This window comes from Streptomyces sp. NPDC059009, assembly GCF_042740175.1.
Lineage (GTDB): Bacteria > Actinomycetota > Actinomycetes > Streptomycetales > Streptomycetaceae > Streptomyces.
This window is the reverse complement of record NZ_JBHYJB010000008.1, coordinates 100,647-125,657: the sequence shown is the minus strand read 5'-3', so window position 1 is coordinate 125,657 and position 25,011 is coordinate 100,647. Positions and strand designations below refer to the sequence as shown.

At 71.5% G+C, this 25,011-nt stretch carries 25 protein-coding genes; 11 read left to right on the top strand and 14 right to left on the bottom strand.

Going from position 1 to position 25,011, the window contains the following annotated elements; all coding sequences use genetic code 11:
• The first annotated feature begins 128 nt into the window (after nt 1–128).
• Nucleotides 129–1,526 carry an MFS transporter gene (locus tag ACFWYM_RS10275; protein WP_384833034.1) on the top strand — a complete coding sequence of 466 codons (1,398 nt, stop codon included), beginning with the start codon at nt 129–131 and terminating at the stop codon, nt 1,524–1,526.
• Nucleotides 1,523–2,755: an FAD-dependent monooxygenase gene (locus ACFWYM_RS10270; protein WP_384833031.1), complete on the top strand. Its 1,233-nt coding sequence runs from the start codon at nt 1,523–1,525 to the stop codon at nt 2,753–2,755. Before ACFWYM_RS10275 ends, ACFWYM_RS10270 begins: the two co-directional genes overlap by 4 nt.
• A gap of 106 nt (nt 2,756–2,861) precedes the next feature.
• On the opposite strand, the gene ACFWYM_RS10265 is transcribed toward ACFWYM_RS10270, so the two are convergent.
• Together ACFWYM_RS10265 and ACFWYM_RS10260 are read right to left on the bottom strand one after the other, a co-directional pair.
• Nucleotides 2,862–3,296, bottom strand: coding sequence for a VOC family protein (locus ACFWYM_RS10265; RefSeq protein ID WP_384833027.1), 435 nt, complete (start codon nt 3,294–3,296; stop codon nt 2,862–2,864).
• Between the two features lie 44 nt (nt 3,297–3,340).
• Nucleotides 3,341–4,105 carry a polysaccharide deacetylase family protein gene (locus ACFWYM_RS10260; RefSeq protein ID WP_384833024.1) on the bottom strand — a complete coding sequence of 255 codons (765 nt, stop codon included), beginning with the start codon at nt 4,103–4,105 and terminating at the stop codon, nt 3,341–3,343.
• Between the two features lie 317 nt (nt 4,106–4,422).
• Between ACFWYM_RS10260 and ACFWYM_RS10255 the strand changes: the two genes are divergently transcribed.
• Together ACFWYM_RS10255 and ACFWYM_RS10250 are read left to right on the top strand one after the other, a co-directional pair.
• On the top strand, nt 4,423–6,012 hold the full coding sequence (locus ACFWYM_RS10255) for an alpha/beta hydrolase (protein WP_384833021.1): 1,590 nt from the start codon (nt 4,423–4,425) through the stop codon (nt 6,010–6,012).
• Nucleotides 6,009–7,250 carry a serine hydrolase domain-containing protein gene (locus ACFWYM_RS10250; protein ID WP_384833019.1) on the top strand — a complete coding sequence of 414 codons (1,242 nt, stop codon included), beginning with the start codon at nt 6,009–6,011 and terminating at the stop codon, nt 7,248–7,250. The genes ACFWYM_RS10255 and ACFWYM_RS10250 overlap by 4 nt, the downstream gene beginning before the upstream one ends.
• 41 nt (nt 7,251–7,291) lie before the next feature.
• Here the strand turns inward: ACFWYM_RS10250 and ACFWYM_RS10245 are convergent, their stop codons facing one another.
• The gene (locus ACFWYM_RS10245; RefSeq protein WP_384833016.1) at nt 7,292–8,203 is read right to left on the bottom strand and encodes a peptidoglycan-binding protein; all 912 of its coding nucleotides are present in this window, start codon (nt 8,201–8,203) and stop codon (nt 7,292–7,294) included.
• A 383-nt stretch (nt 8,204–8,586) separates the two neighbouring features.
• Between ACFWYM_RS10245 and ACFWYM_RS10240 the strand changes: the two genes are divergently transcribed.
• The gene (locus ACFWYM_RS10240; protein ID WP_384833013.1) at nt 8,587–9,849 is read left to right on the top strand and encodes a choice-of-anchor A family protein; all 1,263 of its coding nucleotides are present in this window, start codon (nt 8,587–8,589) and stop codon (nt 9,847–9,849) included.
• 4 nt (nt 9,850–9,853) lie between these two features.
• Here the strand turns inward: ACFWYM_RS10240 and ACFWYM_RS10235 are convergent, their stop codons facing one another.
• The 3 genes from ACFWYM_RS10235 to ACFWYM_RS10225 form a co-directional block, all read right to left on the bottom strand.
• A complete protein-coding gene (locus ACFWYM_RS10235) occupies nt 9,854–10,618 on the bottom strand; it encodes an SDR family oxidoreductase (protein WP_384833010.1) in 765 nt (254 codons plus the stop codon).
• A 2-nt stretch (nt 10,619–10,620) separates the two neighbouring features.
• Complete coding sequence (gene fes, locus ACFWYM_RS10230; RefSeq protein WP_384833007.1) at nt 10,621–12,006, bottom strand: enterochelin esterase; 1,386 nt, start codon at nt 12,004–12,006, stop codon at nt 10,621–10,623.
• Nucleotides 12,007–12,106: 100 nt separating this feature from the next.
• The gene (locus ACFWYM_RS10225; RefSeq protein WP_384833004.1) at nt 12,107–12,682 is read right to left on the bottom strand and encodes a TetR/AcrR family transcriptional regulator; all 576 of its coding nucleotides are present in this window, start codon (nt 12,680–12,682) and stop codon (nt 12,107–12,109) included.
• Between the two features lie 124 nt (nt 12,683–12,806).
• Here ACFWYM_RS10225 and ACFWYM_RS10220 point away from each other — a divergent pair, with 124 nt between their 5' ends.
• Both ACFWYM_RS10220 and ACFWYM_RS10215 read left to right on the top strand, forming a co-directional pair.
• Nucleotides 12,807–13,217 (top strand): DUF6463 family protein, encoded by a 411-nt coding sequence (locus ACFWYM_RS10220; protein ID WP_384833001.1) that lies wholly within the window; start codon nt 12,807–12,809, stop codon nt 13,215–13,217.
• Between the two features lie 56 nt (nt 13,218–13,273).
• On the top strand, nt 13,274–13,912 hold the full coding sequence (locus ACFWYM_RS10215) for a DUF2867 domain-containing protein (protein WP_384832998.1): 639 nt from the start codon (nt 13,274–13,276) through the stop codon (nt 13,910–13,912).
• A 29-nt stretch (nt 13,913–13,941) separates the two neighbouring features.
• Here ACFWYM_RS10215 and ACFWYM_RS10210 read toward each other — a convergent pair whose 3' ends face one another.
• The gene (locus ACFWYM_RS10210; RefSeq protein ID WP_384832995.1) at nt 13,942–14,940 is read right to left on the bottom strand and encodes an NAD(P)H-dependent flavin oxidoreductase; all 999 of its coding nucleotides are present in this window, start codon (nt 14,938–14,940) and stop codon (nt 13,942–13,944) included.
• A 177-nt stretch (nt 14,941–15,117) separates the two neighbouring features.
• Here ACFWYM_RS10210 and ACFWYM_RS10205 point away from each other — a divergent pair, with 177 nt between their 5' ends.
• Nucleotides 15,118–15,528, top strand: a complete 411-nt coding sequence (locus tag ACFWYM_RS10205) for a peptidase inhibitor family I36 protein (RefSeq protein ID WP_384832992.1) — start codon at nt 15,118–15,120, stop codon at nt 15,526–15,528.
• 112 nt (nt 15,529–15,640) lie between these two features.
• Here ACFWYM_RS10205 and ACFWYM_RS10200 read toward each other — a convergent pair whose 3' ends face one another.
• Nucleotides 15,641–16,855 (bottom strand): beta-ketoacyl-[acyl-carrier-protein] synthase family protein, encoded by a 1,215-nt coding sequence (locus ACFWYM_RS10200; protein WP_384832989.1) that lies wholly within the window; start codon nt 16,853–16,855, stop codon nt 15,641–15,643.
• Between the two features lie 185 nt (nt 16,856–17,040).
• Entirely contained in the window at nt 17,041–17,379 is a 339-nt protein-coding gene (locus tag ACFWYM_RS10195) for a hypothetical protein (protein WP_384832987.1), read from the bottom strand.
• 439 nt (nt 17,380–17,818) lie between these two features.
• On the opposite strand from ACFWYM_RS10195, the gene ACFWYM_RS10190 reads away from it, so the two are divergent.
• From ACFWYM_RS10190 to ACFWYM_RS10180, 3 genes are all read left to right on the top strand, one after another.
• Complete coding sequence (locus ACFWYM_RS10190; protein ID WP_384832984.1) at nt 17,819–18,493, top strand: L,D-transpeptidase family protein; 675 nt, start codon at nt 17,819–17,821, stop codon at nt 18,491–18,493.
• A 723-nt stretch (nt 18,494–19,216) separates the two neighbouring features.
• A complete protein-coding gene (locus ACFWYM_RS10185; protein ID WP_384832981.1) occupies nt 19,217–20,593 on the top strand; it encodes a PQQ-binding-like beta-propeller repeat protein in 1,377 nt (458 codons plus the stop codon).
• 66 nt (nt 20,594–20,659) lie between these two features.
• A complete protein-coding gene (locus ACFWYM_RS10180) occupies nt 20,660–21,907 on the top strand; it encodes a PQQ-dependent sugar dehydrogenase (RefSeq protein ID WP_384832978.1) in 1,248 nt (415 codons plus the stop codon).
• Nucleotides 21,908–22,234: 327 nt separating this feature from the next.
• Here the strand turns inward: ACFWYM_RS10180 and ACFWYM_RS10175 are convergent, their stop codons facing one another.
• The 5 genes from ACFWYM_RS10175 to ACFWYM_RS10155 form a co-directional block, all read right to left on the bottom strand.
• Nucleotides 22,235–22,936 (bottom strand): TetR/AcrR family transcriptional regulator, encoded by a 702-nt coding sequence (locus tag ACFWYM_RS10175; protein WP_384832975.1) that lies wholly within the window; start codon nt 22,934–22,936, stop codon nt 22,235–22,237.
• 41 nt (nt 22,937–22,977) lie between these two features.
• Complete coding sequence (locus ACFWYM_RS10170) at nt 22,978–23,226, bottom strand: hypothetical protein (RefSeq protein WP_384832972.1); 249 nt, start codon at nt 23,224–23,226, stop codon at nt 22,978–22,980.
• On the bottom strand, nt 23,223–23,732 hold the full coding sequence (locus tag ACFWYM_RS10165) for a hypothetical protein (RefSeq protein WP_384832969.1): 510 nt from the start codon (nt 23,730–23,732) through the stop codon (nt 23,223–23,225). The genes ACFWYM_RS10170 and ACFWYM_RS10165 overlap by 4 nt, the downstream gene beginning before the upstream one ends.
• Before the next feature lie 36 nt (nt 23,733–23,768).
• A complete protein-coding gene (locus tag ACFWYM_RS10160) occupies nt 23,769–24,191 on the bottom strand; it encodes a hypothetical protein (protein ID WP_384832966.1) in 423 nt (140 codons plus the stop codon).
• Between the two features lie 518 nt (nt 24,192–24,709).
• Nucleotides 24,710–24,979, bottom strand: a complete 270-nt coding sequence (locus ACFWYM_RS10155) for a hypothetical protein (protein ID WP_384832963.1) — start codon at nt 24,977–24,979, stop codon at nt 24,710–24,712.
• Nucleotides 24,980–25,011: the final 32 nt, after the last annotated feature.

Below are 25,011 nucleotides of genomic sequence, written 5' to 3'. Positions count from 1 at the left end.
GCTCGGACTCTCCTACACTGCACGGTGTAGTGTAATACTTGCTCCAGCGCGCCGCTTCCCCAACCCACCCTGCTCGAACGGCAGTTACGGAATGCCGCACCCGGCATTGACGGAAGGAAGGGACGTCCATGGCCGCAACTCTGGCCCCCACGGTCCGCATCAAAAGAGCCGCCGTCGGGGCCCTCGGCATGCTGGCGGTCGCCACCGGCGCCTTGGAGTCGGTGGTGGTGCCGACCCTCCCGCTCCTGCAGAGCGAGCTGGACATGAGTCCGTCCGAGGGGGCGTTGCTCAGCATCGTGCTCCTCATCACCGGCGCGCTCGTCACGCCGGTGGCGGGCAAGTTAGGCGACCGCTATGGCGGCAAGCGGGTCCTGGTCCGGCTGATGGCGGTGGTCTCGGTCGGTGGCCTGGTGTCCGCCGTGGCACCGAACCTGCCGGTGCTGCTGCTCGGCCAGGTGCTGCAGGGCGCGATGGTGGGCGCGCTGCCCCTGTCGTTCATCGTGGTGCGCAAACACCTCCCCGAGGGGGAGTCGAAGGTGGCCATCGGGGTGGTCAGCGGGCTGTTCGTGGGCGGCGGGATGGCGGGGACGCTGTCGGCCGGTCCCGTGGCCGAAGGGCTGTCCCGGCACTGGATGTTCGCGCTGCCGACGATCGCGGTCCTCGGGTCCACCGTGCTGGTGCACCGGCTGATGCCGCACGACCCGCCGGGCCGGTCGGACGACGCCGGGATCGACTGGCCCGGCCTGGTGCTCCTGAGCGGGACGCTGATCACGCTCATGGTCCTGCTCGCGCGGGCGCCCGAGATCGGCAGGCGGCCGGTCGTGCTCGGCGCCCTCCTCGTGGCCCTGGTCGCCTGCGCGACCGGGTGGGCGGTCGTCGAGCGGCGTGCGGCCTCACCGATGATCGATCTGCGCCTGCTGGCCCGGCCGGTGATGTGGAAGGCGTGCGTGCTGACCTTCGTGATCTGCCTTGGCACCTCGGTGCCGCTCTATCTCGTGCCGCAGCTGTTCGCGGTGCCCACCGAGGCGTACGGATTCGGGGCCGGCGCCACCGCGATCGGCTTCTTCCTGCTGCCCGGCGCCGTGGCCGCGTCGCTGGCCGGGCCGATCAGCGGGATCGGGGTGCGGCGTCTCGGTTCGCGTGCCGTGGTGACCGCCGGGATCGTCCTCATGGTCGTCTCCCTGATCGCCCTGGCCGGTGTGCACAGCGAGATCTGGCACCTCGTCGTCGGCAAGGCGATGGTCGCGCTCGCCAACGGCCTGTGCGTCACGGCGATGGTGACCGGCACCGCCACCTCCGTCGACCAGGGCGACACCGGCATCGCCACCAGCCTGGTCCTGGTGACCCGCGTGCTCGGCTACGCCGTGGGCGCGCAGATCAGTGCCGCGATCCTCACCGCCGGGACCCCGGCCGGCTCGAAGGTCCCGGCCGAATCGGCCTTCGTCACCGGCTTCCTCATAGCCGGCGCCGTCACGGCGCTGTCCCTGCTCGTCACCCGCACCCTGAGCAAAGGAGTCAAGCAATGAGCCGCACTGATCAGTTGAGGGCCGTCCGCACCACGCCGAGGCGGACGGTGCTGATATCCGGGGCGAGCATCGCGGGGCCCGCCCTCGCGTACTGGCTCAACCGTTACGGGTACGCGGTCACGGTGGTCGAGAGGGCAGGCGCACTGCGTGCCGGCGGCTATCCCATCGACGTGCGCGGCACCGCACTCGAGGTCGTCCGAAAAATGGGCATCCTGCCGCGGCTGCGGGACGCGCACATCGAGGTGCGTCGGCTGACCTTTCTCGAAGGGGACGGCGGCATGGTGGCCTCGCTGGGCCCCCACAGCGTCACCGGCGGTGTCGCCGGGCAGGACCTGGAGGTGCGGCGCGGGGACCTGGCCGACGCCCTGTACGCGGCGGTCCGTGACGACGTGGAGTTCCTCTTCGGCGACTCCATCGACACCCTCGACCAGTCCGGCCACGGGGTCGACGTCACCTTCCGCGGGGGCGGCAGGCGTACGTTCGACATGGTGGTCGGCGCGGACGGCCTGCACTCGCACACCCGCGAGTTGCTCTTCGGCCCCGAAGCACAGTTCCACCGCTACCTCGGCTACTGCTTCGCCGGGTTCACCATGCGCAACACCTTCGGTCTCTCCCACGAACTCATGATGTGGAACAGCCCCGGCAGGGCCGCGGCGCTCTACGCGGTGGGGGACGCCGTGGGGGACAGGGACGAGGTGCATGCCTTCCTCAACTTCGCCCGCCCGGAACCGCCGTTCGACGCGTTCCGCGACCCCGAGGCCCAACAGGATCTGGTGGCCGAGGTCTTCGCCGACGCGGGCTGGGAAGTACCCGGCATGCTCGCCGCACTGCGCACCGCGGACGACCTGTTCTTCGACGCGGTCAGCCAGATCCGCATGCCCCGCTGGTCCGGTGGCAGGGTCGCGCTGGTGGGCGACGCCGCGTACGCCCCCTCGTTCCTGACCGGACAGGGCTCCAGCCTCGCCCTCGTCGGCGCGTACATGCTGGCCGGTTCCCTGGCCGAGCGGGCAGGAGACCACGCCGTGGGCTTCGCCGCCTACGAGCAGGGCACCCGCGAGTTCGTGACCATGAACCAGGACCAGGTCGGCGCGGGCGATGCGGCACTCTTCCCGACCACCGCCCGGGCGCTGGCAGAGCGCAACGACATGCTGCGCCGTCTCAGCACCTTGCCCTCCGCGGAGGGGCGACCGGCCCATTCGGCGCTGACGCTGCCGGAGTTCACACCCTGACATGAGGGAGGGCACGAGTTCACGCCCTGACATAGGGGAGGGCACGCCCGCCGTCGGCACGCCCGCCGTCGGCGCACGTGCCCGTCCGGCGCGTCCGGGAGGACGCTCAGTCGAGGCAGAACTCGTTGCCCTCGACGTCCTGCATCACGATGCACGACTCGTTCTCCTCATCGGCCAGGAGCACGCGCACCTGGACCGCGCCGAGCGCCACCAGCCGTGCGCTCTCCGCCTCCAGCGTGGCGAGCCGCTCGTCCCCCACGAGCCCGGTGCCGGCCCGCACATCAAGATGCACCCGGTTCTTGACGACCTTGCCCTCGGGAACGCGCTGGAAGAACAGCCGCGGGCCCACACCTGAGGGGTCACTGCAGGCGAACCACGAGCCCCGCTCCTCAGGGGACTGGGAGCGGTTGAACTCGTCCCACGAGGCGAAACCTTCCGGCGGCGACGGGACGACGTACCCCAGCACCTCGCACCAGAAGCGGGCGACGCGCTCCGGCTCCGCACAGTCAAAGGTGACCTGGACCTGCTTGATCGTTGACATCGGCGCACCCTAGCAGGGGGTCGGCTCCGCGCAGGGCCGGTTTTTCAGTGCACCGGAAAGCCGAAGGAGTAGCCCTTCTCCTTGAGTTCGGGCAGGAGCCGGCGCAGGGCCTGGACGGTCTGGGTGCGGTCGCCGCCCGCGTCGTGGAAGAGCAGGGTCGGCCCGTTCGGCAGCTCCCGCTCGACCGTGGCGACGATGGCGTCCGTACCGGGCCGCTCGAAGTCCTTGCTGTCCACGTTCCAGCCCAGCGGGCGCATGCCCCGGGACGCGGCGAGCTTGCGGCTGTACGGGGTGAAGGCCCCGCCCGGCGCCCGGTAGTACATCGGCCGTACACCCCCGGACGCCTTGGTGATCGCGCGCTCGGCGTCGAGTATCTGCTGCGACTGGTAGCTCTGGGACTGCTTGTCCATGCCGGTGTTGTGCGACACCGAGTGGTCGCACAGCCGGTGCCCGGCCGCGACGACCTCCTTCACGAGGTCCGGGTGCGCCTGCGCCTGCGTGCCCACCATGCAGAACGTGGCCTTGACTCCGTACTCCCGCAGCACGGCGAGGACTTCCGGGGTCCAGCGGGGGTCGGGGCCGTCGTCGATGGTGATGTTCACGCCGCGCTTCCCCTTCTCCGAGGCGTGCGCGATGGTCGCGTCGACCGGCTTGGCCTCGCTGCCCGGTGCGGTCGCCTTGGGCGGCGCCTCGCTCGCGTCACCGGCCTGCGCGGTCCACACCGAGGCACCGGTGGCCAGCACCGTCACCCCGAGCGCCGCCCCGACCAGCTTGCCGTACCAGCCCCGCCCGCCGCCGTGCCGTGCCATGTCCGCCTCTTTTCGCGCAGTCCCTCGACGATCTCCGGTCGCCGTGCGACCACCTGGCAGGACGAGGCGCGCGCGCAAAGGGATGCCTCTGTTACCGATCAAGGACAATTCCGGGAGAGATCGCGGACAACTCCGCGCGAGCAGTGGCCGGAACAGCCAAAGTTGGCGCGATCTCGCCTCGAAGTTCCGGGGAACGCGGGGGTTTTCCCCACGCCGCTTCGGCCGGGCAGCCGGATGTCCCGGCGCCGCGGCCGCTTCTAGCGTCGTGATCAACCGGTCCACCGTGACCGACCGATCCGCCCCGGCCGAGGAGAGCGATGCGCGTCACGTCAAGAGTCACCACCTGCCTGAGCCTGAGCGCACTGCTCGCGAGCGGCGCGGTCACCACCATGGCCACGGCGAGCCCGACGTCGGCCAAGAGCCCGCGACAGCACCTGACATGGGGGCGCTGCGCCCCGGATCAGAAGGAGCTGAACGCGGCGGGCGCGCTCTGCACCAAGGTGACCGTCCCGCTCGACTACGCGGATCCCGGCGGCCGCACGATCCAGATCGCCGTCTCCCGGATCAAGGCGAAGAACCCCGCCGAGCGGCGCGGCATCCTGCTCTCCAACCCCGGCGGCCCCGGCGGCACGGGCCTCGCCAACACCCTCGCTCTGCGCCCCGCCTTGAAGGACGTCGCCGACCGCTACGACCTGATCGGCTTCGACCCACGCTTCCTCGGCGAGAGCACCCCGATCAGCTGCGGCCCGGCGCCCGAACGGCCCGTGCCGCGCACGACCACCAGCCCCCGCCTCGACTTCGAGGACGCGGTCCGCAGCGCCCGCGACACGGCACGGCGCTGCAAGGACCACGGCGACAACGCCGACTTGCTCCCGCACGCCTCCTCGCGGAACGTCGCCCGCGACATGGACGCCGTCCGCGCCGCCCTCGGCGCACCCAAGCTCTCCTACTACGGCATTTCCTACGGCGCCGACCTGGGCGCCGTCTACACCCAGCTGTTCCCGCGCCGCGCCGACCGCATCGTGATCGACTCCAGCACCGACCCGTCGGCCACGCAGTACGAGCTGTTCCAGCGCTCGGGCGCTCCCGCGGAGCAGGCCCTCGACGCGTGGGCCGCCTGGACCGCCCGCCGCGACGCGACCTACGGCCTCGGTACCAGCGCCGCCCAAGTCCGCGGCGCAGTCCAGAAGATGCTGGCCAAAGCCGAGAAGCACCCGGTGGCCGTCGGCACATACCGCCTCGGCGCCCCCCTCCTGCGGATGCTGCTCAAGCAGCCCGTCCAGCACGAGGAGAACGACCCGATGATGGCCGCTCTCGTCCGTGACCTGGTCGCCGCATCGGAGGGCAGGCTCGGCACACCCGGCCCCGAACTCGCCTCCATGCTCCAGCTGTTGGAGTCGCCCGAGCTGGAGAGCAGCATGGTCGGTGGCGCCCTGTTCATGTGCGGCGACGGCGGCTGGCCCGCGGGCGGCTGGCCGAAGAACCCGGAGACGTACTGGAAGAACAGCGTGCGCAGCCGGGCGACCCAGCCCGTCTTCGGCCCCTACGTGAACGGAATGATCGCCCCGTGCGCCTTCTGGGGAGCCGAGCCGGCCGAGCCGGGCGGCACGCCGGTAGCCAATGACGTCCCGGTCCTGATGCTGCAGGCCGAGCGCGACAACAACGTCCCTTACGAGGGTGCGCTCGCCCTGCACCGCAAGCTCACCGGCTCTCGCCTGGTGACGGCGGACATCCGCTCCCATGGCGTGTACGGCCGGGGCGTCGAGGGCCGCACACCCGTGCCCTGCGCCGACCGCGCCGTCAACTCCTACCTGGGCGGCGGCAAGCTGCCCGCCGCCGATCTCACCTGCCCCCGCAACGAGAAGAACGACACGAGGACCGACGAGAAGAACGAGGCGACGCGATGAGCACCCAGGGCCCCCTCATCAGCAGGCGTACGGGACTTGCGGCCACGGCGGCGGCCCTCCTCACCGGGGCCGCGGCCCCCGGGGCGACCGCGAGAGCCGCCGACCGCGTTCGCGGCGGGGCTGCGCACCACCGCCTCGGGCGCGACGCGGACCGCCGCCTCCAACGCGACGTGGACGCCGTCCTCGCCACCGGCGCGACCGGCGTCCTCGCCGAGGTCCAGACCGCGCACGGCCGCACCACGGCACGGGCCGGAGCCGCCGACCTCGCGACCAAGGACCCGGTGCCCTGGAACCCGTACTACCGCATCGGCAGCGACACCAAGACCTTCACCGCCACCGTCGCCCTGCAACTCGTGGGCGAGGGACGGCTGGCGCTCACGGACACCGTCGACCGCTGGCTGCCCGGAGCCGTCCGCGGACACGGCAACGACGGCCGCCGCATCACCGTCGCCAACCTCCTGCGCCAGACCAGCGGCCTCAACGACTACCTGGCGGCAGGCGCGGACGAAGGGGACTTCACGCCCGAGGGCTACCGCCGCAACCGCTTCCGCTCCCAGCCGCCCGAGGAGCAACTGAAGGCGGCTCTGAGCAAGCCCCCGCTCTGGCTCCCGAACGCCGACAACCCCTCCCAGGAACGCCGTTGGGCCTACTCCAACACCAACTACGTGGTCGCGGGCCTGCTCATCGAGCGCGTCACGGGCCACCCGTGGGCGCAGGAGATCCACGAGCGCATCATCGAACCACTGGGCCTGCGCCACACGCTCACCCCGGGAACCTCGCCGTACGTCCCCGAGCCGACCGCCACGGCGTACACGTACTTCCCCGGCCACACCCGGCCCACCGACACCACCCTCAGCTACGGCGGCGGCGCCGACGGCTGCGTCATCACCACACCCCATGACCACGGCGTCTTCCTGCGCGCCCTGTTGAGCGGCCGTCTGCTGCGCCCGGCCGAGCTGGCCGCGATGCAGCGGACGGTCCCCGCGGACGACTGGATCCCGGCCCCCGGCGTTCGCTACGGCCTGGGCATCGCCTGGCGTCCGGTGCCCGGGACCGACGGGGGCATCTGGTTCCACGGCGGTACGAGCCTCGGCTGCGTCTCCGAGTGCGGAGTGACCCCGGACGGCGCGACGGCCGCGACGAGCGCGACGTTCACGCTCCGCCTGGACGGCCCGGGCCAGGAGGCACAGGCGAAGGCGACGCTGCGGATGATCGAGGGGGCGCTGCGGGCGCAGTGATCCGCTGCACTCGCCTCGGTCACGCCGCTCATCCTCTCGGCTCAGCCCCGGGTCCGGGACTCCAGGGCCCGGCGGGTGTACGTGCCGTACTCGCCGTCCACGTCTCCCCGCACGCCCTCGGCGACCTGGAAGCGGAAGACCGCTTCGTGGACGGCCGGCGTGAAGTGGCCGTCGGTGGGGGAGCTCCGGGCCAGGATTCCGGTCTGCTTGAGACGGCGCTGGAGCTCCGCCACCTCGGGCCCGGAGTCGCCGGGGCGCAGGACGGGTCCCGAGGCACCGGCCGTGCCGCTCGTCGGACCGGTCGAGCGGCCGCCGGGATCGTCGTGCGCCTTGCCCGGCGTCGACATGGCACTCAGACGCTCGCCACCAGGCGTAGCGCCCGTGGCCCCGGTAGAGGGTTGCCGCTGCGGGCTTTCCTGCGCCGGGCCGCGCGCGGACGAGCCGCCGCCGGGCGTCTGTGCGGGGGCGGTGGAGGGCTCGGCCGATGCCTCGTGCGAACTGTCGCGCGCCGCCCCCGAGTTGGTTGCGCCTCCAGATGGTGTGTCGTTCGCCTCGTCAGAGGGCGTGAGGTCGTCCGAGCGCACCTTCTCGGCCGGGCCACCGGCCCGGGCCCCGCCGTCGCCGTCGGTGGCGAACTGCGTCACGAGGAACACGGCAGCGGCCAGAGCGGCGGCACCACCCGCCACCAGCGGCCAAGTGCCGACGCGCCGCGACGCCTTGCGCCGCCTGTCGGGACGGCGATGCCCGGGGCCCGGGCGGGGTGGGACGTCGCCGTCCTTCCCGTCGCTCGCCGTCCCGTCGCGCTCGGATCCGTGCCGGGGGAGTCGCCGCGGGACCTCCTGCTCCAGGTCCGGCCCCAAGCCCGGCCCCAACGGGAGTCCCTGGTGCGGGATCCGCGGCAAGGGCGCCGTCGCGTCGGTCCGCTCCAGCGGAGCGTACGGACGTATGTGCATCGGGTCGGTGTGCTCGGCAGTAAATGGCCCGGAGCAACCGCAAACACCGTGTGGCACGGCGCTCAGGTCGGACCCGCACCCGGGGCAGCAGCGGTGGGACGTGATGGCCATATCGGCTCGGGCCTCCTGCAGTTCCTACATGACTGGCCCGATTATGCAGGTATGCCCGCCCAGTTCGGGCGGCCAGGGTGCGTGAAGAGTCCCACTTCGAGGGCGTGAGATCACTATTCGATAAAGACGGACTCATGGGGCTTAAGTGACCCTTAAGCGCCTTGACGGACATCGCGGAAGATCGTGATCATGTAGCTGTTCGTTCGCGATCGCACATCCAACGTGCTGTGTGATGAACCCCATTCACCACCCCGAGGAAAGACCGACCCTCCATGCGCATATCCGCCTCCGCGGCCACCCTCGCCCTGTCCGGCACGCTCGTCCTGCCCGCTTCCCTCGTCCTCGGCGGTGCCACGAGCGCCGTGGCCGCACCCGGTGCGTCGGCCCAGGGCTGCCCCGCACCGGACAGCGCACTCGGCCTGGCGACGAGCTACAACGAGTTCGTCGAGGGCGACGCGGTCCGCAGCCCGGACAGCGAGGGCGCCGTAGCGGTCGGCGGTGACGCCGACTTCACCGGCGGCTTCAGCGTGGGCAGCCACCTGGGCTCCACGTCCTCGCTGCGCGGCGGCGCGTCCCTGGTGGTCGGCGGCACCCTCAGGACCGGCGACACGGCGCACACCGTGCTCGAACACGGCGGCGGTGTGTACGGGTCGCTCGACGGCAAGCCCGTCGAGGTCAAGGACAAGGGCGCCAAGGCCGGCCAGGGCAAGAGCCCCATCGACTTCGCCAAGGAGTTCCGGCAGCTGCGCGCCGACTCCGCCGACTACGCGCGCCTGAACGCCAACGGCACCGCCCGCCTGACCGGCGAGGGCGCGGCCGCCCGACTGACCCTCTCCGGCACGGACGACAAGAACAACGTCTTCACCGTCGAGGCCGCCGAGCTCCAACAGGCCAAGCACATCGTGATCGACGCCCCGGCCGGCTCCACCGTCGTGGTCAACGTCACCGGTTCCACGTACGACCAGGCCGCCGCGGCCACGTACCGCGTCGACGGCCCGGCCGCCAAGCTCCTGTGGAACTTCCCCACCGCCACCAAGGTCACCAAGCACAGCCACAACGCCTGGCCCGGCACGGTGCTCGCCCCCGACGCCGCCGTGGACCTCGGCGACGGCGGCCCCGTCAACGGCTCCGTCATCGCCAAGTCCCTGCGCGGCACCGGCAGCGCCGAGACCCACCACCACCCGTTCACCGGCTGCCCGGCCGAGCCGTCGGGCCCCGGGTCGGCCAAGCCGTCCGAACCGGCCGACGACAAGCCCGAGTCGACCTCGTCGCCCTCGGCTCCCGCCACCGACTCCGCCACCCCGGCGGGCGGCGCGAAGCCCCCGGCGGGCGGCGACGGCACCTCGACGCCGAGCGCACCGGCACCGGCCGGGGGCTCGGGCGGCTCGGGCGACCACAAGCCGGGCGCGGAGGAGCCGTCGGGCGCGCTCGCGCTGACCGGCGCCACCGTCGTCCCGCTCGCCGCGATCGGCGGCGCCGTCCTGGTGGGCGGATTCGCCCTGGCGTACGTGGCCCGTCGGCGCGCCTCGCGCTGAGCCGCTACAGGCTGACGCCGCCGGTGACGTCGACCTTGGTGCCGGTGATCCAGCGGGCGTCGTCGGAGGCCAGGAACGCGACCGCGTCGGCGATGTCCGGGACCCGGCCGATCCGGCCGAGCGCGGTCAGGCTGATGTTGCGCTCCCGGTTCGCCGGGTCGGCCAGCACCTCGGCGGTCATGTCGGTGCTCGTGAATCCGACGGCCACGGAATTCACGGTGATGCCGCGGGGGCCGAGGTGCTTGGCCAGGGTCTGGCTGAACACTTCGAGTGCGCCTTTGGTGAGCGGATAGGCGATGCCGTGAGCGGAAGCGATGCGGGTGGAGACGGACGAGATGCTGATGATCCGCCCGCCGTCCCGCAGTTGGGGCAGCAGCCGCTGGGTGAGGAAGAACGGCGCTTTGACGTTGACCGCGACCATCTGGTCGAACTCCTCCGGGGTGAGCACCTCGATCGGCCGCCCCATGAGGTTCAGCCCCGCGTTGTGCACGAGAATGTCGATCATCGATTCCCCGTGTGTGCGTAACCCGGCCTCCAGCCCGGCCATGAGCGTGTCCACATCTCCGGGAACACCCAGTTCGGCGCCCACGACGAACGCCCGGCCACCGGCCTCGCCGATGGCCGCGGCGGTCTCCGTGGCGGCCGCCTCGTTGCGGCCGTAGTGCACGGCCACCAAGGCGCCGTCCCGGCCGAGGCGTTCGGCGATGCCGCGCCCGATGCCCCGGCTGCCGCCGGTCACCAGCGCGACCTTTCCGCTGAGTTTTCCCATGGTCACTCCTTCTTTTGTACGGGTTTCTGGGCGGGCCCGGCGGGTGCCGCGGGTCCCAGCAGGCGGGCGACGGCGTCCAGCAGGGCCGGGTGCCAACAGGCGTAGTCGTGGCCGCCGTTGAACTCGTTGCGGGTGACCCGGTAGTGGGCGGAGCGCAGGGTCTTGTGCAGGGCGCGGCTGTACTCGGCCATCGGCCCCTCGTGCAGCCCGACGTCGAGATGGACGGTGACCGGGCGCGGGCCGGTGTCGGCGAACCGGCGCACCAGCCAGGGCACGCCGTCGATCTGCTTCTGCACGACACCCGGCGCCAGCTCCGGCGACCACCACAACGACGGTGACTGGGCGACCACGTGGCCGAACCGGTCGGGCCGCTGGAGGCCCGCGTACAGCGCGGCCATGCCGCCGAGGCTCTGTCCGGCGACGACGGTGCGCGCCGGGTCTCCGGTGAGCGGCCCGTGCCGCCCCGCCCACGGCAGCAGTTCGTCGGCGAGGAACTGGACGAAGGGGTCCCGCGCGCCGAGTTCGCGCCCGCGGGTGCGGCGGTCCACGGCGTCGGGCGCGAGCACGGCGAGCGGCGGCAGCGTCCCGGCGGCGATCAGCGTGTCGAGGGAGTGCTGCAGCCCGATCCGGCCGAACCACATGTCGCCGTCGCACAGCACGAGGACCGGCAGCGGACCGTCGCCGCCGCGCCCCGGCGACTCCTCCTGCCCCTTCTCCCGCGACTTCTCCGGCGGCAGGTAGACCCAGACGTCGCGCTCACCGCCGAGCGCCACGGTGGGGATGCGATGGCGCTCGACGCGACCCGCCCGCGTGGGGGTCCGTCGCCCTCGCCACGCCTCGGCGGGCGCCTGCGGCAGGGCGAACAAGGACGCGTCCGCGGTGCTCCACCGCACGGGCAGGGAGCGGGAGTTGAGCGGATCCGGCCCGGCGTGCGCGAGCAGCGCACGCAGCCGAGCCTGGAGGGCGTCGGGGTCGGTGGGCGGCTCGCCGGGGGAGACGTCGGCCGCCAGGCGGTAGGAGCCGCGATGGTCGGCGCGCAGCCGCAGGCTCAGGTGCCAGATGTCGGTGCCGGGGAGGTGTTCCAGGCGGGAGTCGGCCAGGCGGTCCCGGTCGACGAGCCCGTTGGACATGAACAGCACCTGCCGCATGGCGCGGTGCCCGCGTCGCAGGAAGGTCACAACCCGGTGCCCGGGTGCGCCGGGTATCTCCTCGACGAGCGGGGTGTCCCGCGCCGCCACCTCCCGCCAGAACGCGTCGACCAGCAGGCCGCGTTCGGCCGCTGCGGCGCCGTCCAGCTGCTCCGCGAGCCGGGCGACGCGCGGCCCGGTGACCCGGGCGGGCCGGTGGTCCGGCAGGGCGGTGGCGGGTTCCGCGTAGGGGGCGCGCATAACTCCTCTTTCTCACTGCCGAGTTGAGGAGCAGTGATTTCTGGACAGGCCGTCCGTCGAGAGCGTGGCGAACGTATGAACTTAGGTTAGCCTAAGCTAACTACAAATGGTCTTGTCCTCGGTGGCGCTGGTCGGCGAGGGCGGTGATGCCTGCCGTGGCGGCGGCGGCGAGGTCGGCGATCATCGCGTCGTCGACGGGCACGTTGATGATGTACAGGGCGGCCGTGAGGGGGCCGAGCAGCAGCAGGTGGGCGGTCTCGGGGTCGACCGGCCCGGTCAACTCGCCACGAGCCACGGCCCGTTCGACGATGTCCGCGAACTCGGCCCGTTCGGCGGCCAGGAAGGTGTCCTTGAACCGGGCGTCCAGCTCGGGATTGACGGCGATCTCGCTGATGAGGGCCGGTATCAGATGCCTGGCGGCCGGGGCGGCCATGGGCGCGTGGAACGTGCGGACCAGGGCCAGCAGGTCCCCGTGCAGGGAGCCGGTGTCGGCGAGCGCGGGCGGCCACTGCCCGTGCGCGGTGGCGGCGAACGCCATCTCGGCCTTGGAGGCGTAGCGGCGGTAGATCGCCGCCTTGCCCACCCCGGCGCGGACCGCGACCTGGTCGACGGTGAGGGCCGGGTAGCCCACCTCGTCGATCAACTCCCGTGTGGTTGCCAGGATTTTGTGGTCCACGCGACTGTCCCGAGGGCGTCCACCCCGTTGCTTTCCCGCTGTCATGCCCGCATGATACGGAACACCAGTATCGAAACGGTAGTTCCGTAATCGAGTGGCTTCGGCACACGAACGGAGAACTCAGATGGTCAAGTGGGCTGGTTGGATCATTACGCTCTGCGGAGCCGCGCACACGATCGGCGCCCTCACGGCGGAGCGGGCCGCGCGCCATGCCGGGACGTGGTTCAGCGGGGGACTGTGGCACGAGGACCTGGCGGAGATGAGCCCGGCGGGCAGCGCGTACTGGCTCAGTGTGGAGAGCTTCGGCCCGCCGCTGATCGTGGTCGGCCTGATCGTGCTGTGGCTGGACCGCCGCGGCATCACGCCCCCGGCGTTCATCGCCTGGACCCTGGGGATCTGGACCGTGGTCGACGCCGTGGTCCAGCCCTTCCAGCCCTGGCCGCTCGGCGTGCTCGCGGTCGTCCTGCTGCTGCTCGGATCCCGCCGCGCCCCCCGTCGTACCGCCCCCGCGCCGCACGACGGACTGCCGCGATGATCCCCGGCCACGCCGGAGCGACCCCTATACCTCCCCGTGACAGGCGGTACGGAGCCATGAGAATCCCCAGCAGCGCCCACACCGGCCAGCCGTGGCGCATCCACGAGATCGCTGCCGACTTCCGCCTCGAGGACGTGTGGGCCCTGCCGACCCCCGGTGGCCCGGACGACTTCGAGCGCTTCGTGCGGATGGGCGACCGGATCGCCGGCGACGACCACGACCCGACGGACGGCTGGGCCTGGCCGGCGCGCGCTCTGTGGCACCTGCGCTGGCGGCTCGGGCGACTGCTGGGCTGGGACACACCCCAGCACGACCTCGGCGCCCGGGTGCCGTCCCTGCGCGACCGGCTGCCGGCCGACCTGCGCGACGGCCCGCTCCCGCCGGTGCCCCACGGGACGCCGTTCCGCCCGGTCTACCTCACCGACAACGAGATGTGCTGGGAGCTGTCCAACAAGACCGTGCACTGCCTGTCCCACTACGGCTGGGTCCCCGACGGCGCGGGCGGCCACCACGCCCAGATGGCCGCACTGGTCAAACCCAACGGCCCGCTGGGGCGGGTCTACCTGGCCGGGGTCCGGCCACTCCGCTATCTGATCGTCTATCCGCAGCTCATGAAGCAGGTCGCCCGCAGATGGCAGAACACCCCGCCCGGCCCCGCCACCGAGCCGGACGCGGACGCCACCGCCGAGCGGTGACCCAGGGCATCGACAGGGACCCGAGGGCGTCAGCCGTGAGCCGGTGGGCGGCTGTCCGGCCGCTGCCGCCGTCCGGCCCGGTCCAGCGCATCCTCGGCCTGCGCGGCCAGGGCCGTGACGAGGTCGGCGGCGGAGGGCAGGTCGGTGATGAGGTCGACGGCCTCGCCCGCCCAGACCGGCAGGGACGGAATCGCCCCTCGGGCCACGTCCTCCCGGTAGTCCTGACGGGCCCGGTCGTCGTCGGCCAGTTCGGCCTCCCGCCCGCGCCACCGGTCGAGACTCGGGTGGCCGAGGGCGCGGGCGGTGTACTTCTCCGTCGGCCAGCCCGAGCCGCGGACGATGTCCAGCACGCCGCTGCGTTCGGTGTCCTGACCGCGTCCCTCGACGATGGCCTTGCTGACGGAAGGGTCGACCAGGGCTTCGGCCGTGGCCTGGAAGCGGGTGCCGATCAGCGCTCCGGCCGCGCCCAGCGCCAGGGCCGCGGCCACCCCGCGCCCGTCGGCGATCCCGCCGGCCGCCAGTACCGGTACCGGTGCCACGAGGTCCACCACGAGCGGCACGAACGGCAGGGTGGACCGACCGTGCCGCGCACCGTGGCCACCGCTCTCGGTTCCCTGCGCCACGATGACGTCGGCGCCCACCTCCACGGCTCGCCCGGCCTCGTCCGCATCGGTGACCTGGACCATCAGAACCGCGCCCGACCGGCGGATCCGGTCGGCGAACGGGCCCGGGTCGCCGAAGGACAACATCACCGCCGCGGGCCCGAACGCCAGCGCCCGTTCCACCGCACCGGCATCGATCGCCCAGGTCAGAAAGCCGACACCCCACGGCTGGCCGGTGCCCGCCGCGACGATCGGCAGCTCGCGCTCCAGCCAGGCCCGATCCCCGTACCCACCGCCCAGCAGCCCCAGACCGCCCGCCCGGGAGACGGCCGCGGCCAGCGCACCCCCGGCCGACCCGCCCATCGGCGCCTGTACGATCGGGTGCCGCACACCCAGTAATTCCGTCAGTTCCGTCGACAACGCCATGGCCACATCATGGCTCCGGCGCCGACGGACGGGGCACGGTCTGTCGGGGTGTGACGTGATCGGCCGGAGGCTGGTGATCGTGGGCTATCGTTCACCGGTCATATCGGAGCCTGTGGATCGGTCTGCCTCAACCGGCGCCGGTCCGGGCAGAGTTGGAACGGGGACACGCATATGACCATGGGTGGGAAAGGGAGCAGGGCCCTCGCGGTCACCCTGCTCGCCGGAGCGATGCTGTTCGCGGGCGGGGGAGCGGGCGGGGCGAGCGCGGCCGAGTCGAAAGCCGCCGCGGGCCGGTTCGCGTGCGACAAGAACTACATGTGCCTGTACTCGAAGAAGGGCGGTGACCGCTCAGAAGGGTCGTCCGAGAGGCACATCAGCGATTGGTCGCACAGCAAGACCAAGTGCAGGTCGGGGCGCCCGAGCGTACGGCCGTGGATATGGAAGCCCACGCACTCCATCTGGAACAGGACCGGCAAGACCTGGTACGGCCACAGCAAGAAGTGGGGCGTCAAGCTGCGGGTGAAGCCCGGTTTCAAGGTCTTCGCGAACCCCAAGTACAAGCACACGATCTACTGGTGCCACAAGTGACAGCGACCGGCCTGCCGGTCAGGCCGGGCTGAACGACGACGCGACACCATGCGGGGGCGGCAACCGGCCCTGAGGGACCCTGCCGCCCAGCGCCACGGTCAAGATCTCGTCGTCATGCGGTGAAGACGAGACTGACGTTGTGCCCGCCGAACCCGAACGAGTTGGCCAGCGCGGCAGACCATTCACCGGTACGCCGCTCACCGCGGACCACGTCCAGCTCCACCCGCGGATCGAGTTCGTCGAGATTGCGCGTGGCGGGCACCATGCCGTCGCTGAGCGCGAAGAGAGCGGCCATCGCGCCGACCGTTCCGGACGCACCCATCATGTGACCTGTCATCGACTTCGTCGCCGTCACCGCGGTGCGGCCGCCGATCACCCGGCTGATCGCCTCCGCCTCCGCCAGGTCACCGGAGTCGGTCGAGGTGGCGTGGGCGTGCACGACCCCGATGTCCGCCGGGGCCAGACCGGCGTCCCGCAGCGCCAGCTCCATGGCGAACACCTGGCCTTCCGCGTCGGAGGCCGTGATGTGGTTCGCGCTGGAACTCACGGCGCTGCCGGCCAGCGTGCCGTAGGCGCGCGCCCCACGGGCCCGGGCGAACTCGGTGCGCTCCAGCACCATCATCCCCGCGCCCTCACCCATCACGAACCCGGACCGCTCGACGTCGAACGGACGGGACACCGCCTCCGGGTCCGCGGACCGCGTCGACAGGGCCTTCATCTGGGCGAACGCCGCGATGGTGAAGGGGTGCAGACACGCCTCCACCCCACCTGCGACGACCACGTCCGCCCGCCCGCTGCGGATCAGATCCTGCCCCAGGGCAAGGGCCTCCGCCCCGGACGCACAGGCGCTCACCGGAGTCCTGGCGCCTCCCTTCGCGCCCAGGTCCATGCTCACCCAGGCAGCCGGGCCGTTCGGCATCAGCATGGGGACCGCGTACGGGGACACCTTGCGCATCCCGGCACGTTCGAACACGTCGTCCTGCCCCAGCGTGGCGAGGACACCACCGGTCCCCGTACCGATGACGACGGCGAATCGCTCCGGCTCGACCTGTGGGGCACCGGCATCCCGCCACGCCTCACGCGCACTGAGAAGGGCGACCTGCTCACCGCGATCCAGCTTCCTGGCCTCGGCTCTCGGCAGCAGGGAGGCGGGATCCACCGTGAGCCCGGCCGCGACGTGCACGGGCAGATCCACGGCCCACTCCTCCTCCAGAAAACGCACCCCAGACTTCCCGCCCAGCATCCCCGACCACGTCGACGGCGCATCGGCCCCCAGCGGCGTCATCGCACCGACGCCCGTCACCAGCACTCGCCCGTTACGGGTCACACGAGCCTCCCTGATTTGTTGAGTTACTACACAGCGTCTGACGCATCCTCACGAGGATCATGCCAGCGTGCGGCGGTGAACTCAGGGACGAGGGGTACTGATTCGAAGGCGCGGAATTGTTCATCTCGGACAATTGACGGGGGGGAGCGGTCCCTGACCGCTCCCCCCGCCGTCACAGGAAGGGCTCAGCCGAACTTCACGCTGTGGGCGAGGGGGTCGGTGAAGTCACGGCCGTTGCCGGGGACGAGGGTGTCCAGGATCTGTTCGCAGCCCTGGTCGGAGTAGACCGTGGCGACGGTGTCCGTGTCGTTGTGGGCGGATGTCGCGCCTTGGAGGAGGAGGTAGCACTCCCCGTTGTCCGGGTCGTTGAGCTCCAGGTCTCCCGACTGGCTCGAGTGGTAGAAGAGCGTGCCGGTGGCGGCATGGGCGGTACCGGCGGGCAGGGCGATGAAGGCGGCGAGGGCGGCAGCCGCCGCGAGCGCGGCGCGGCCGAGACGGGCCGGCGCAATGTGTGTGTCGGTCATGCCGGCCACGGTGCCGCACGAGGAGTCGCGGCACCCAGGGTGCAGGCTCCCAGGCGGCCGGGAACCCGGAGCGGGCGAGCGGGCCGCGCGCCCCGCGTCTGCGCCCGCGTCTCCGGCGCTCCTGTCTCCGCAGGGGCGGCGTGAAATGAGGACTCGCACTCGCCACGCCAGTCCGCCTTGAAGCGGTCGATCGGGTTGATGACCGGTCCGATGAACCTGCTGATCTGCAGCACCACCCGGGACTCGTACGCCTGCGAGCACAGGGGGCGGCCGGGGGCGCCGTACCACGAAAGTTGTAGGAACCGCTCAGCTACCTCACAGGTTGAGCAGAGCCTCAACCCAGCGCTGGACGCCACCCCCGCCCCTGACCTCGTACGTTCCTCCTCACAGCGCCACTGCACCGCACGAAGTGGCGGACGGAGAATCGGGGGACAAGACGATGCACACCCAAGCCAAGCGCAAGCGAACGGCCGCCGTGGGCGCGGTCGCGGCCATCGCCGCGGCGGCCGCGGCGTTCACACCGCTGACGGCGAACGCGGCGCCGGCGCCGTCCACGTCTCAGGCGCGTCCGGCCGTCGTTCCGGCGAACGCGCCCGAGGTGCAGGTCCCGGCGGCCGTGAAGTCCGCCGCCGTGGCCAGCGGGGGCAACTACACGTACGTCGAGTTCAAGAAGGGCTCCAGCGCCCTCAACTCGCGGCTGAAGTTCATCTACGTACAGGCGACCAACCCCGACCATGTGCGCGCCTGGACGATCGACAGCTGGCGGGCCGGTTCCGGCAACGGCAGCAAGGACTCGTGCGCGACGAATCGCGGCTGGCTGCCCAACGGCACGTACAAGATCAAGAAGTTCTACTGGCACCACAACGGCGGTGCCCGCGGCGTGAACGGCATCGCGTGGGACATCGGCAACCACAAGTGCCACAGCGGCAAGTGGCGTACCGAGCTGTTCATCCACAGCAAGATGAAGCCCAACGGCCGGCAGGGCAGCGGCCCGTACCGCTGGACCGGCAGCTACGCCTCCAACGGCTGCATCAAGCTGAGCCCGCACGACATCCGGGAGTTGGCGGGCTACCGCTCCAACTACCCGCACCCGGGCAAGCTGTACGTGGACTGACAAGCTGCACGTGGACTGAGTGGCCTGGATGAAACGATGAGCCGGGCGGGGCTGAGAGGTGCACCCCGCCCGGCTCTCGCCTTCGCGTCCGGAGCCCACCCGCACCGGGTGGAGTGCTGAGGATTCACTCCCACCAGCCGTTGCCCGCGTGCCAGTGCCGCACCCATTCCTCGAAGCCCCAAGCCTGGTCACCGGGCGCCGGCTGCCGTCGGCCCAGCTCGGGCCAGGCGTCGGGCAGCCAGCCGAGCGGCTGAAGTCGAGGGTGGCCTCGGTCGGACGTTGATCGTGTATGGCTGTCACGGCTGCATGGTGCCAGAAGGGGCTGCGCCGTCAGGTGCCGGAGATGCGGGCGACCTCTTGGGGGTCCAGGCCGGTGAGCTGGGCGATACGAGGGGAGGGGCTCGCTCACCTGTCACGTCGTCAAGTTGCGTGAGGCCAGGGCGAGTTGCAGCCGGTTGCCGCTGTCTTGGTTCCGTCGGCTCGGATCCGTTCCAAGATATTGCATCTTGAGTGCGATAAGAGCAAGCTTCTCCTCCACTTGACCTATCTGCACTCCAAGTGCGGGAACTTGCACGGCCTGAGCCGTCCCCTCCCAAGGAAGGCAGGGAAGATCCCATGGGCCTGCGCATGAGAGAAGGCAAGAGGAAAGGCCACAGGAAGAGCCGGCGGAACCGAAGAGGAGCTCTGCCGGCCGTCGTCGGCGGACTTGCGCTCGTCTCGGCGATGCTGGGGAGCTCCGATGCCGCCACGCGCCACGATGCCCAAGCCGCACACGCAGGCGCCGCCCGCGCAGCCACTGACTGGGCGTCGTTCGGGCACGACCTGGCCAACACCCGGCACGCCTCGGAGTCCGTCCTGGGGCCGGCCAACGTGGGCGGCATCCGGGAGCAGTGGAACGCGCGGGGCGCGGCCGTCACCTCCACCCCGGCCGTGGTCGACGGCGTCGTCTACGCCTCGGACTTCGCCGGGAACCTGACCGCCCGCAACGCCAGGAGCGGCGCCCGGGCATGGCAGACGAAGCTGCTGCCCGCGCAGCTGCCGGGCTCCCCGACCGTGGCGGGGGACACCGTCTACACCGCGGGCTACGGCGGCAATGTCTTCGCCGTCGACCGCGCCACGGGCGCGAAGAAGTGGGGCACCGACATCGAGCCCACGGCCAACGACCTGATCTGGTCCTCGCCCGTCGTGGCAGGCGACACCCTGATCGTCGGCAGCGGCTCCTTCCAGGTGTTCACCCCGGCCTCACCGCCGTTCCAGGGCAGCGTCGTCGGACTCGACGCCGCCACGGGGAAGACGAAGTGGCGCACGCCCGTGTGCACCGGAGACTGCACCGGAGTGTCGGTGTGGTCCACGGCGGCGGTCGACACCGACCTGGGCCTGGCGTACATCGGCACCGGCCAGTCGTACTCGGAGCCCGCCGGACCGATGTCGGACACGCTGGTCGCGCTCGACTACAGGACCGGGAAGATCGCCTGGCACCAGCAGTACACCGCGGGCGACGTCTTCAACGACACCCACCCGAACGGGAAGGACGCCGATCTCGGCGCCTCCCCCAACCTGTTCACCGTCGACGGCAGGCGGGTGGTCGGGTGCGGGGACAAGGGCGGCAGCTACCGGGTCTTCGATGCGAGGACGGGTGCGCCGGTCTGGTCCAGGGAACTCGTGAAGGGCACGACGCTCGGCGGCATCGAGCACACCACCGCCTACGCCGACGGCACCGTCTACGCCGTCGGCAATACGGAGTTGACGGCGACCAGCCGCGCGGACGCCCGGCCCACCGCCGCGACCCTGTTCGCGCTGAACGCGGCGGACGGGCGGATCAAGTGGCGCACCAGCCTGCCCGAGGGCGGTTTCGGCGGCGTCACCGTGGCCCATGGGGTGCTGTATTTCACCACGTGGGACGGCACGCTGCGTGCCCACAGTGCGGCGACGGGACGCACTCTGATGACCCGCTACATCGGCGACCCCGACGGGGCGACCGTGATCGAGAAGGGTGCCGCGGGCGGGGTGACGGTGGCCGACGCCCGCGTGTACGTGGGCTACGGCTGGACCTGGGGCGCCACCGCACCCGGGGGTCTGCGCTCGCTCGGCCTGTACTGACCACCCGCTCCGGGGTGCCCGTCGGCGGCGGGCACCCTGCCCCCTCCTCTCCTCACCGGAGGCGTCATGTCCACCACTTCGCCGGCCCTCGAGCCGTACGGGACGGGTTTCGACTTCCCCACCAGCCTGGCCTTCGACGACGCGGGACGCCTGTATCTGGCCGAGTCCGGGCTGCCGTTCGGCGGCGCGGCACCGGGCGGTCGCGTCTGGCGCGTCCAGGGCGGCCGCCGCGAACTGCTCGCCAAGAATCTGCGCGCCCCGGTCAACGGCCTCGCCGTCCACGACAACGCCCTCTACCTCTCCGAGGGCGGCCGTTTCGGCCGCATCTCCCGCCTCCCGCTGGACGGCGGCAGCCCGCGGACCGTACTCGACGACCTGCCCGGCGGCGGCAACTACCAGACCAACATGTGCGCCTTCGGCCCCGACGGACGGCTGTACTTCAGCCAGGGCGCCGCCACCAACACCGGCATCATCGGGCTCGACGCGCTCGACATCAGCTGGCTCAGGCAACTCCCGCACCCGCTGGACATCCCCGGCCACGCCATCGAACTGCGCGAGGTCGCCGCGGAGACCGAAGACCCACGCCAGGACGGACAGCGGGCGGTCACGGGGCCGTTCGCCCCGTTCGGCACCGTCCACCCGGCGGGCACCCGGCTCCCGGCCGCGCTGCCCTGCACCTCGGCGGTGATGAGCTGCCGGCCCGACGGCAGCGATCTGCGGCTGGTGGCCTGGGGGTTGCGCAACGCCTACGGGCTGCTGTTCCTGCCCGACGGCCGCCTCCTGGCCACCGACCAGGGCGCCGACGACCGGGGCAGCCGCCCCGTCGGACAGGCACCGGAACTGCTCTACGAGGTACGTCACGGCGCCTGGTACGGCTGGCCGGACTTCATCGGCGGCATCCCGGTCGACGATCCCCGCCACGCGCCCGGTACCGGCACCCCACCGGAGTTCGTCCTCGCCAACCACCACGAACTCCCGCGCCCCGAGCAGCCGTTGCTGGCCTTCGCGCCACACTCCGCGGCGGTCAAGATGACACTCGCTCCCGACGGCCTTCTCGTGGTCGCGCTGTTCGGCGACGAGATCCCTCTGACCGCCCCCTCCGGCCCGCGCTCCGGACGGGCCCTCGCGGTCGTCGACCCACGGGACTGGAGCCACACCGTACGGTCCACCCCCGGGCTCGCCCGCCCCATCGACGTCGCGTCCGGCCCGGACGGACAGCTCTACGTCCTGGACTTCGGCCACTTCGAACCCGGCGCGGGCGGTCGACTGGACGCCACCCCGGGCAGCGGCGGCGTCTGGCGGACCCCGTGGTGAGCCCGCCGCGCGCCGACCGGCACCAGCAGCTCGCTCGCCGTCCGCTTCACCGTGGCGTTCTCCTATCCGGTGCACTTCACCGAGCACGCGCTGTGCCCCGACGATCCGCTGCTCGCGGAGGCCACCGCCCACCCGGACGGATCCGGCGTGCTCGCCGTGTTCGACAGCGGTCTGCTCGCCGCTCGTCCGGACCTGCCCGCCCCCAGCCGTACGCCGCCCACCACCACATCGACCTGGCACGCTCTCCGACCGCGACGGGCGGGCCGGGACCGGCGGCCACAGCCGACATCGCACACTGGACCGGCACCACGCCGACAAGCAGCCCCGCTACGCGACATCCACGCCCGCAGCGCCCGCCGCATCGGCTGCCGACGGGCCGAGCAGCGCGGTCACCGAGGTGATCATGACATCGCGAGCGGCCCGCTGGGACAGCTTGAGCCCACTGCGCAGCGCGTCCCAGTGCTCCCAGGAGCCCACCGCCACCAGGCAGTTGAGGACCGTACGCCGCTCCTTCCCACCGAGCTGCTCCAGCTCCGGCCCGAACACCGACGCCACCTCGTCGCGGGCCATCGCGAACGTACTGGCCTTCAGGCGCCGCAGCTCCTCGGAGAACGGCTCCTCCAGCCGCGCCGCCCGCCAGCTGGGCGTCATCTGCTCCAGCAGGCGGGCCCGTTGGCGGGTGAACGCCGTGATGCGTGCATCCAGCGGCTGGGTCGCGGGAATCGGCTTCACCAGCGAAAGCAGCACCTGAAGGTCGCGCTCACCGGCGTGGGCGAGCAGCGTCTCGAGGTCGGCGAAGTGCTGCCAGACCGTGCGCAGGGACACCTCGGCGCGCTGTGCGATGGCGCGGGCGGTCGGCCTCAGATCACCCTCGGCGTGGAGGGCCCGCATCGCGTCGACGATCGTCAGTCGGGTGCGGTGCGAACGCGCGGCACGCCCATCGGCCGGCTCGCACTCCCGACCACCCCGTATCGGCGAACCGGCCTTGACGGCCGCGGACTTGGCGCTCGGTCTCCTGGCCTGTGGCATCCGCGGATAGTAGCACTCCGGATGCAAATACCAGAGGGCCGTCATGTGGCTGGAGGGGGGTCCTCGAAGGAGGTGCCCTCCCTCTTGGCGCGGTCGAGGAGGTCGTAGAGGACCGCCTCGACCGCGGCCTCGGAGACCACCAGCCAGTAGGCGTCGGAACCGGGCTCGAGGTCCGGCGCCCGGTCGCGCACATCGTCCCGGATCGCCGGCATCACCCGGTGCTCGTCGGCCCGGCCGAAGCACCACATGAGTGTGCGGGCGTCCGGGACCCAGCGGCCGGATTCGGTCACCGCTGTACGTAGACGTAGTTGCCCTGGGCGTGGCCGACGGTTCCGGGGGCGGGGGCCACGATCTGGAAGGTGACCGAACCGACGTAGGTGCCGCCCGCGGTGATCTTCTTGGGATCGTCCGGCACCGGCGTGTAGAACGTCACCTGCTGCCCGTTCGTCGGCACCGTCTGCGTCTGGTCGGACGTCGCGGCGGAGGACGGCGGGCCCTGCGCGGGCTGTCCGGGAGCGCCGCCGGGGACGTAGCCGAGGGTGCCCTGGACCCGGAGGTTGACGGTGGGAATGGCGCCGTCGGTCGTGCAGCTCATCCGGGCCTTGAAGATGACGCTCCCCGCGCCGTTCGAGAAGTGGGGGTTGTCGATCTGCGGGGTGCACACGGCGACGTCCTGGACCGAGGCGGGGCGGTGCGCCCGTGGCGGGGTCGCGGCGGTGGAGGCGGCGGAGAGGGTGAGAAGCGCGGCGGCGGTGAGGGTGACGCGGCGCCGGAGGACGCCAGAGGCAGCGGGCACGGGATCTCCACGGGAGGGAAGGCGTGTGAGCAGGGGTCAGCCGCAGTTCGCGTTGATGTGGTTGGACTCGTGGAACTCGTAACTGCCGTTGGCACGCTGTGAGTTGATGTAGGTGCGGAAGTCGTGGATGCCGGTGCCCGCACAGTCGTACGTGATGGTCTGCGCGTGCTGCCCGGAGAAGTTCAGGGTGGCCATGTCCTCCCAGCCGTACCAGCGCGAGCGCTGGATCACGAGCGTGGCGCCGCCGCTGCACGGCGCGATGATGGCGCCCGAGCCGGAGATGGTGTTGCCGTCCTGGAAAGTGTTCCCGATCGAGGTGCAGGTGAGGTCGGCCTTCGCCGATTCCACGGGGGCGGCGCCGGTGACGCAGAACGTTCCGGCGGCGAGCACGGAGAGCGCGGCGGCCAGCCGCAGGGCGCGGCGCTTACGGGTGGGCGGCGTCGCGGACGCGTGCGACATGGTGTGGTCCCTTCCGGATCCTCGGGCTTGAGGCATGCAGAGCACCGAGCGAGGCGACGTTGAGTAGCGAATCTATTGCAGAGAGTGACTACTCTGGCTCGGCGCACAGGGGGTCACTGGAAGCATTCGCTCCGCGTCGTGCGCCGCGTACACGCGAACGAACGGATCCTGCCCGGGGCGCCGAGGGGAGACGGTCGGCTCACTGCCGAGTCCGGGCGTGGCCAAGTCGGCGTGGAATCCGACCAGGCCCGTAGGGGCGCGGGGCCGAAGCGGTCGCGGCAGTTCAGCAGGGGGCACCGGCGCGGTATCCCGACGCCCACAACGGCACGCGATGCATTTTCGGGCGGAGCGGATCCTGGCCGAGGGCGTTGACCAGACAGGCACGGCCTTCGTGCCGGGCAGTGTCCCTTTGACGGGAGTACAGGACCGGACGAAGGCCGTGCTTCACGTCCCCGGAGGCTCCCTGCAGGCGATCAAGCCCGGGAAGGACGCTCACGGTCGGACGGTGGAGAAAGAGGTCAGCGCATCCACTCCGAGTAGAAGTTGGGGAGGCCGGGCTGAGGGTCGCTGACGCAAGTGGCCTCGTGGTACTGGGGGTTGAGCTTCAGGTCGCTCTGCATCTGGTCGTAGCAGGCTTGCCAGGAGTCGAACGACTCGCCACCGACCGGCTGCCAGCCGTCACCCGGAGGAGGGCCGGCGGCGAAGGCGGTGGTGCTGGTCAGCGGAATGGCGACCGCCGCCACCCCGACAGCGAGACCGACACCGACTCGAGTACGCCACGACTTCATAGGTATCTCCTTGCTTGTCTTGCACGCTCTGA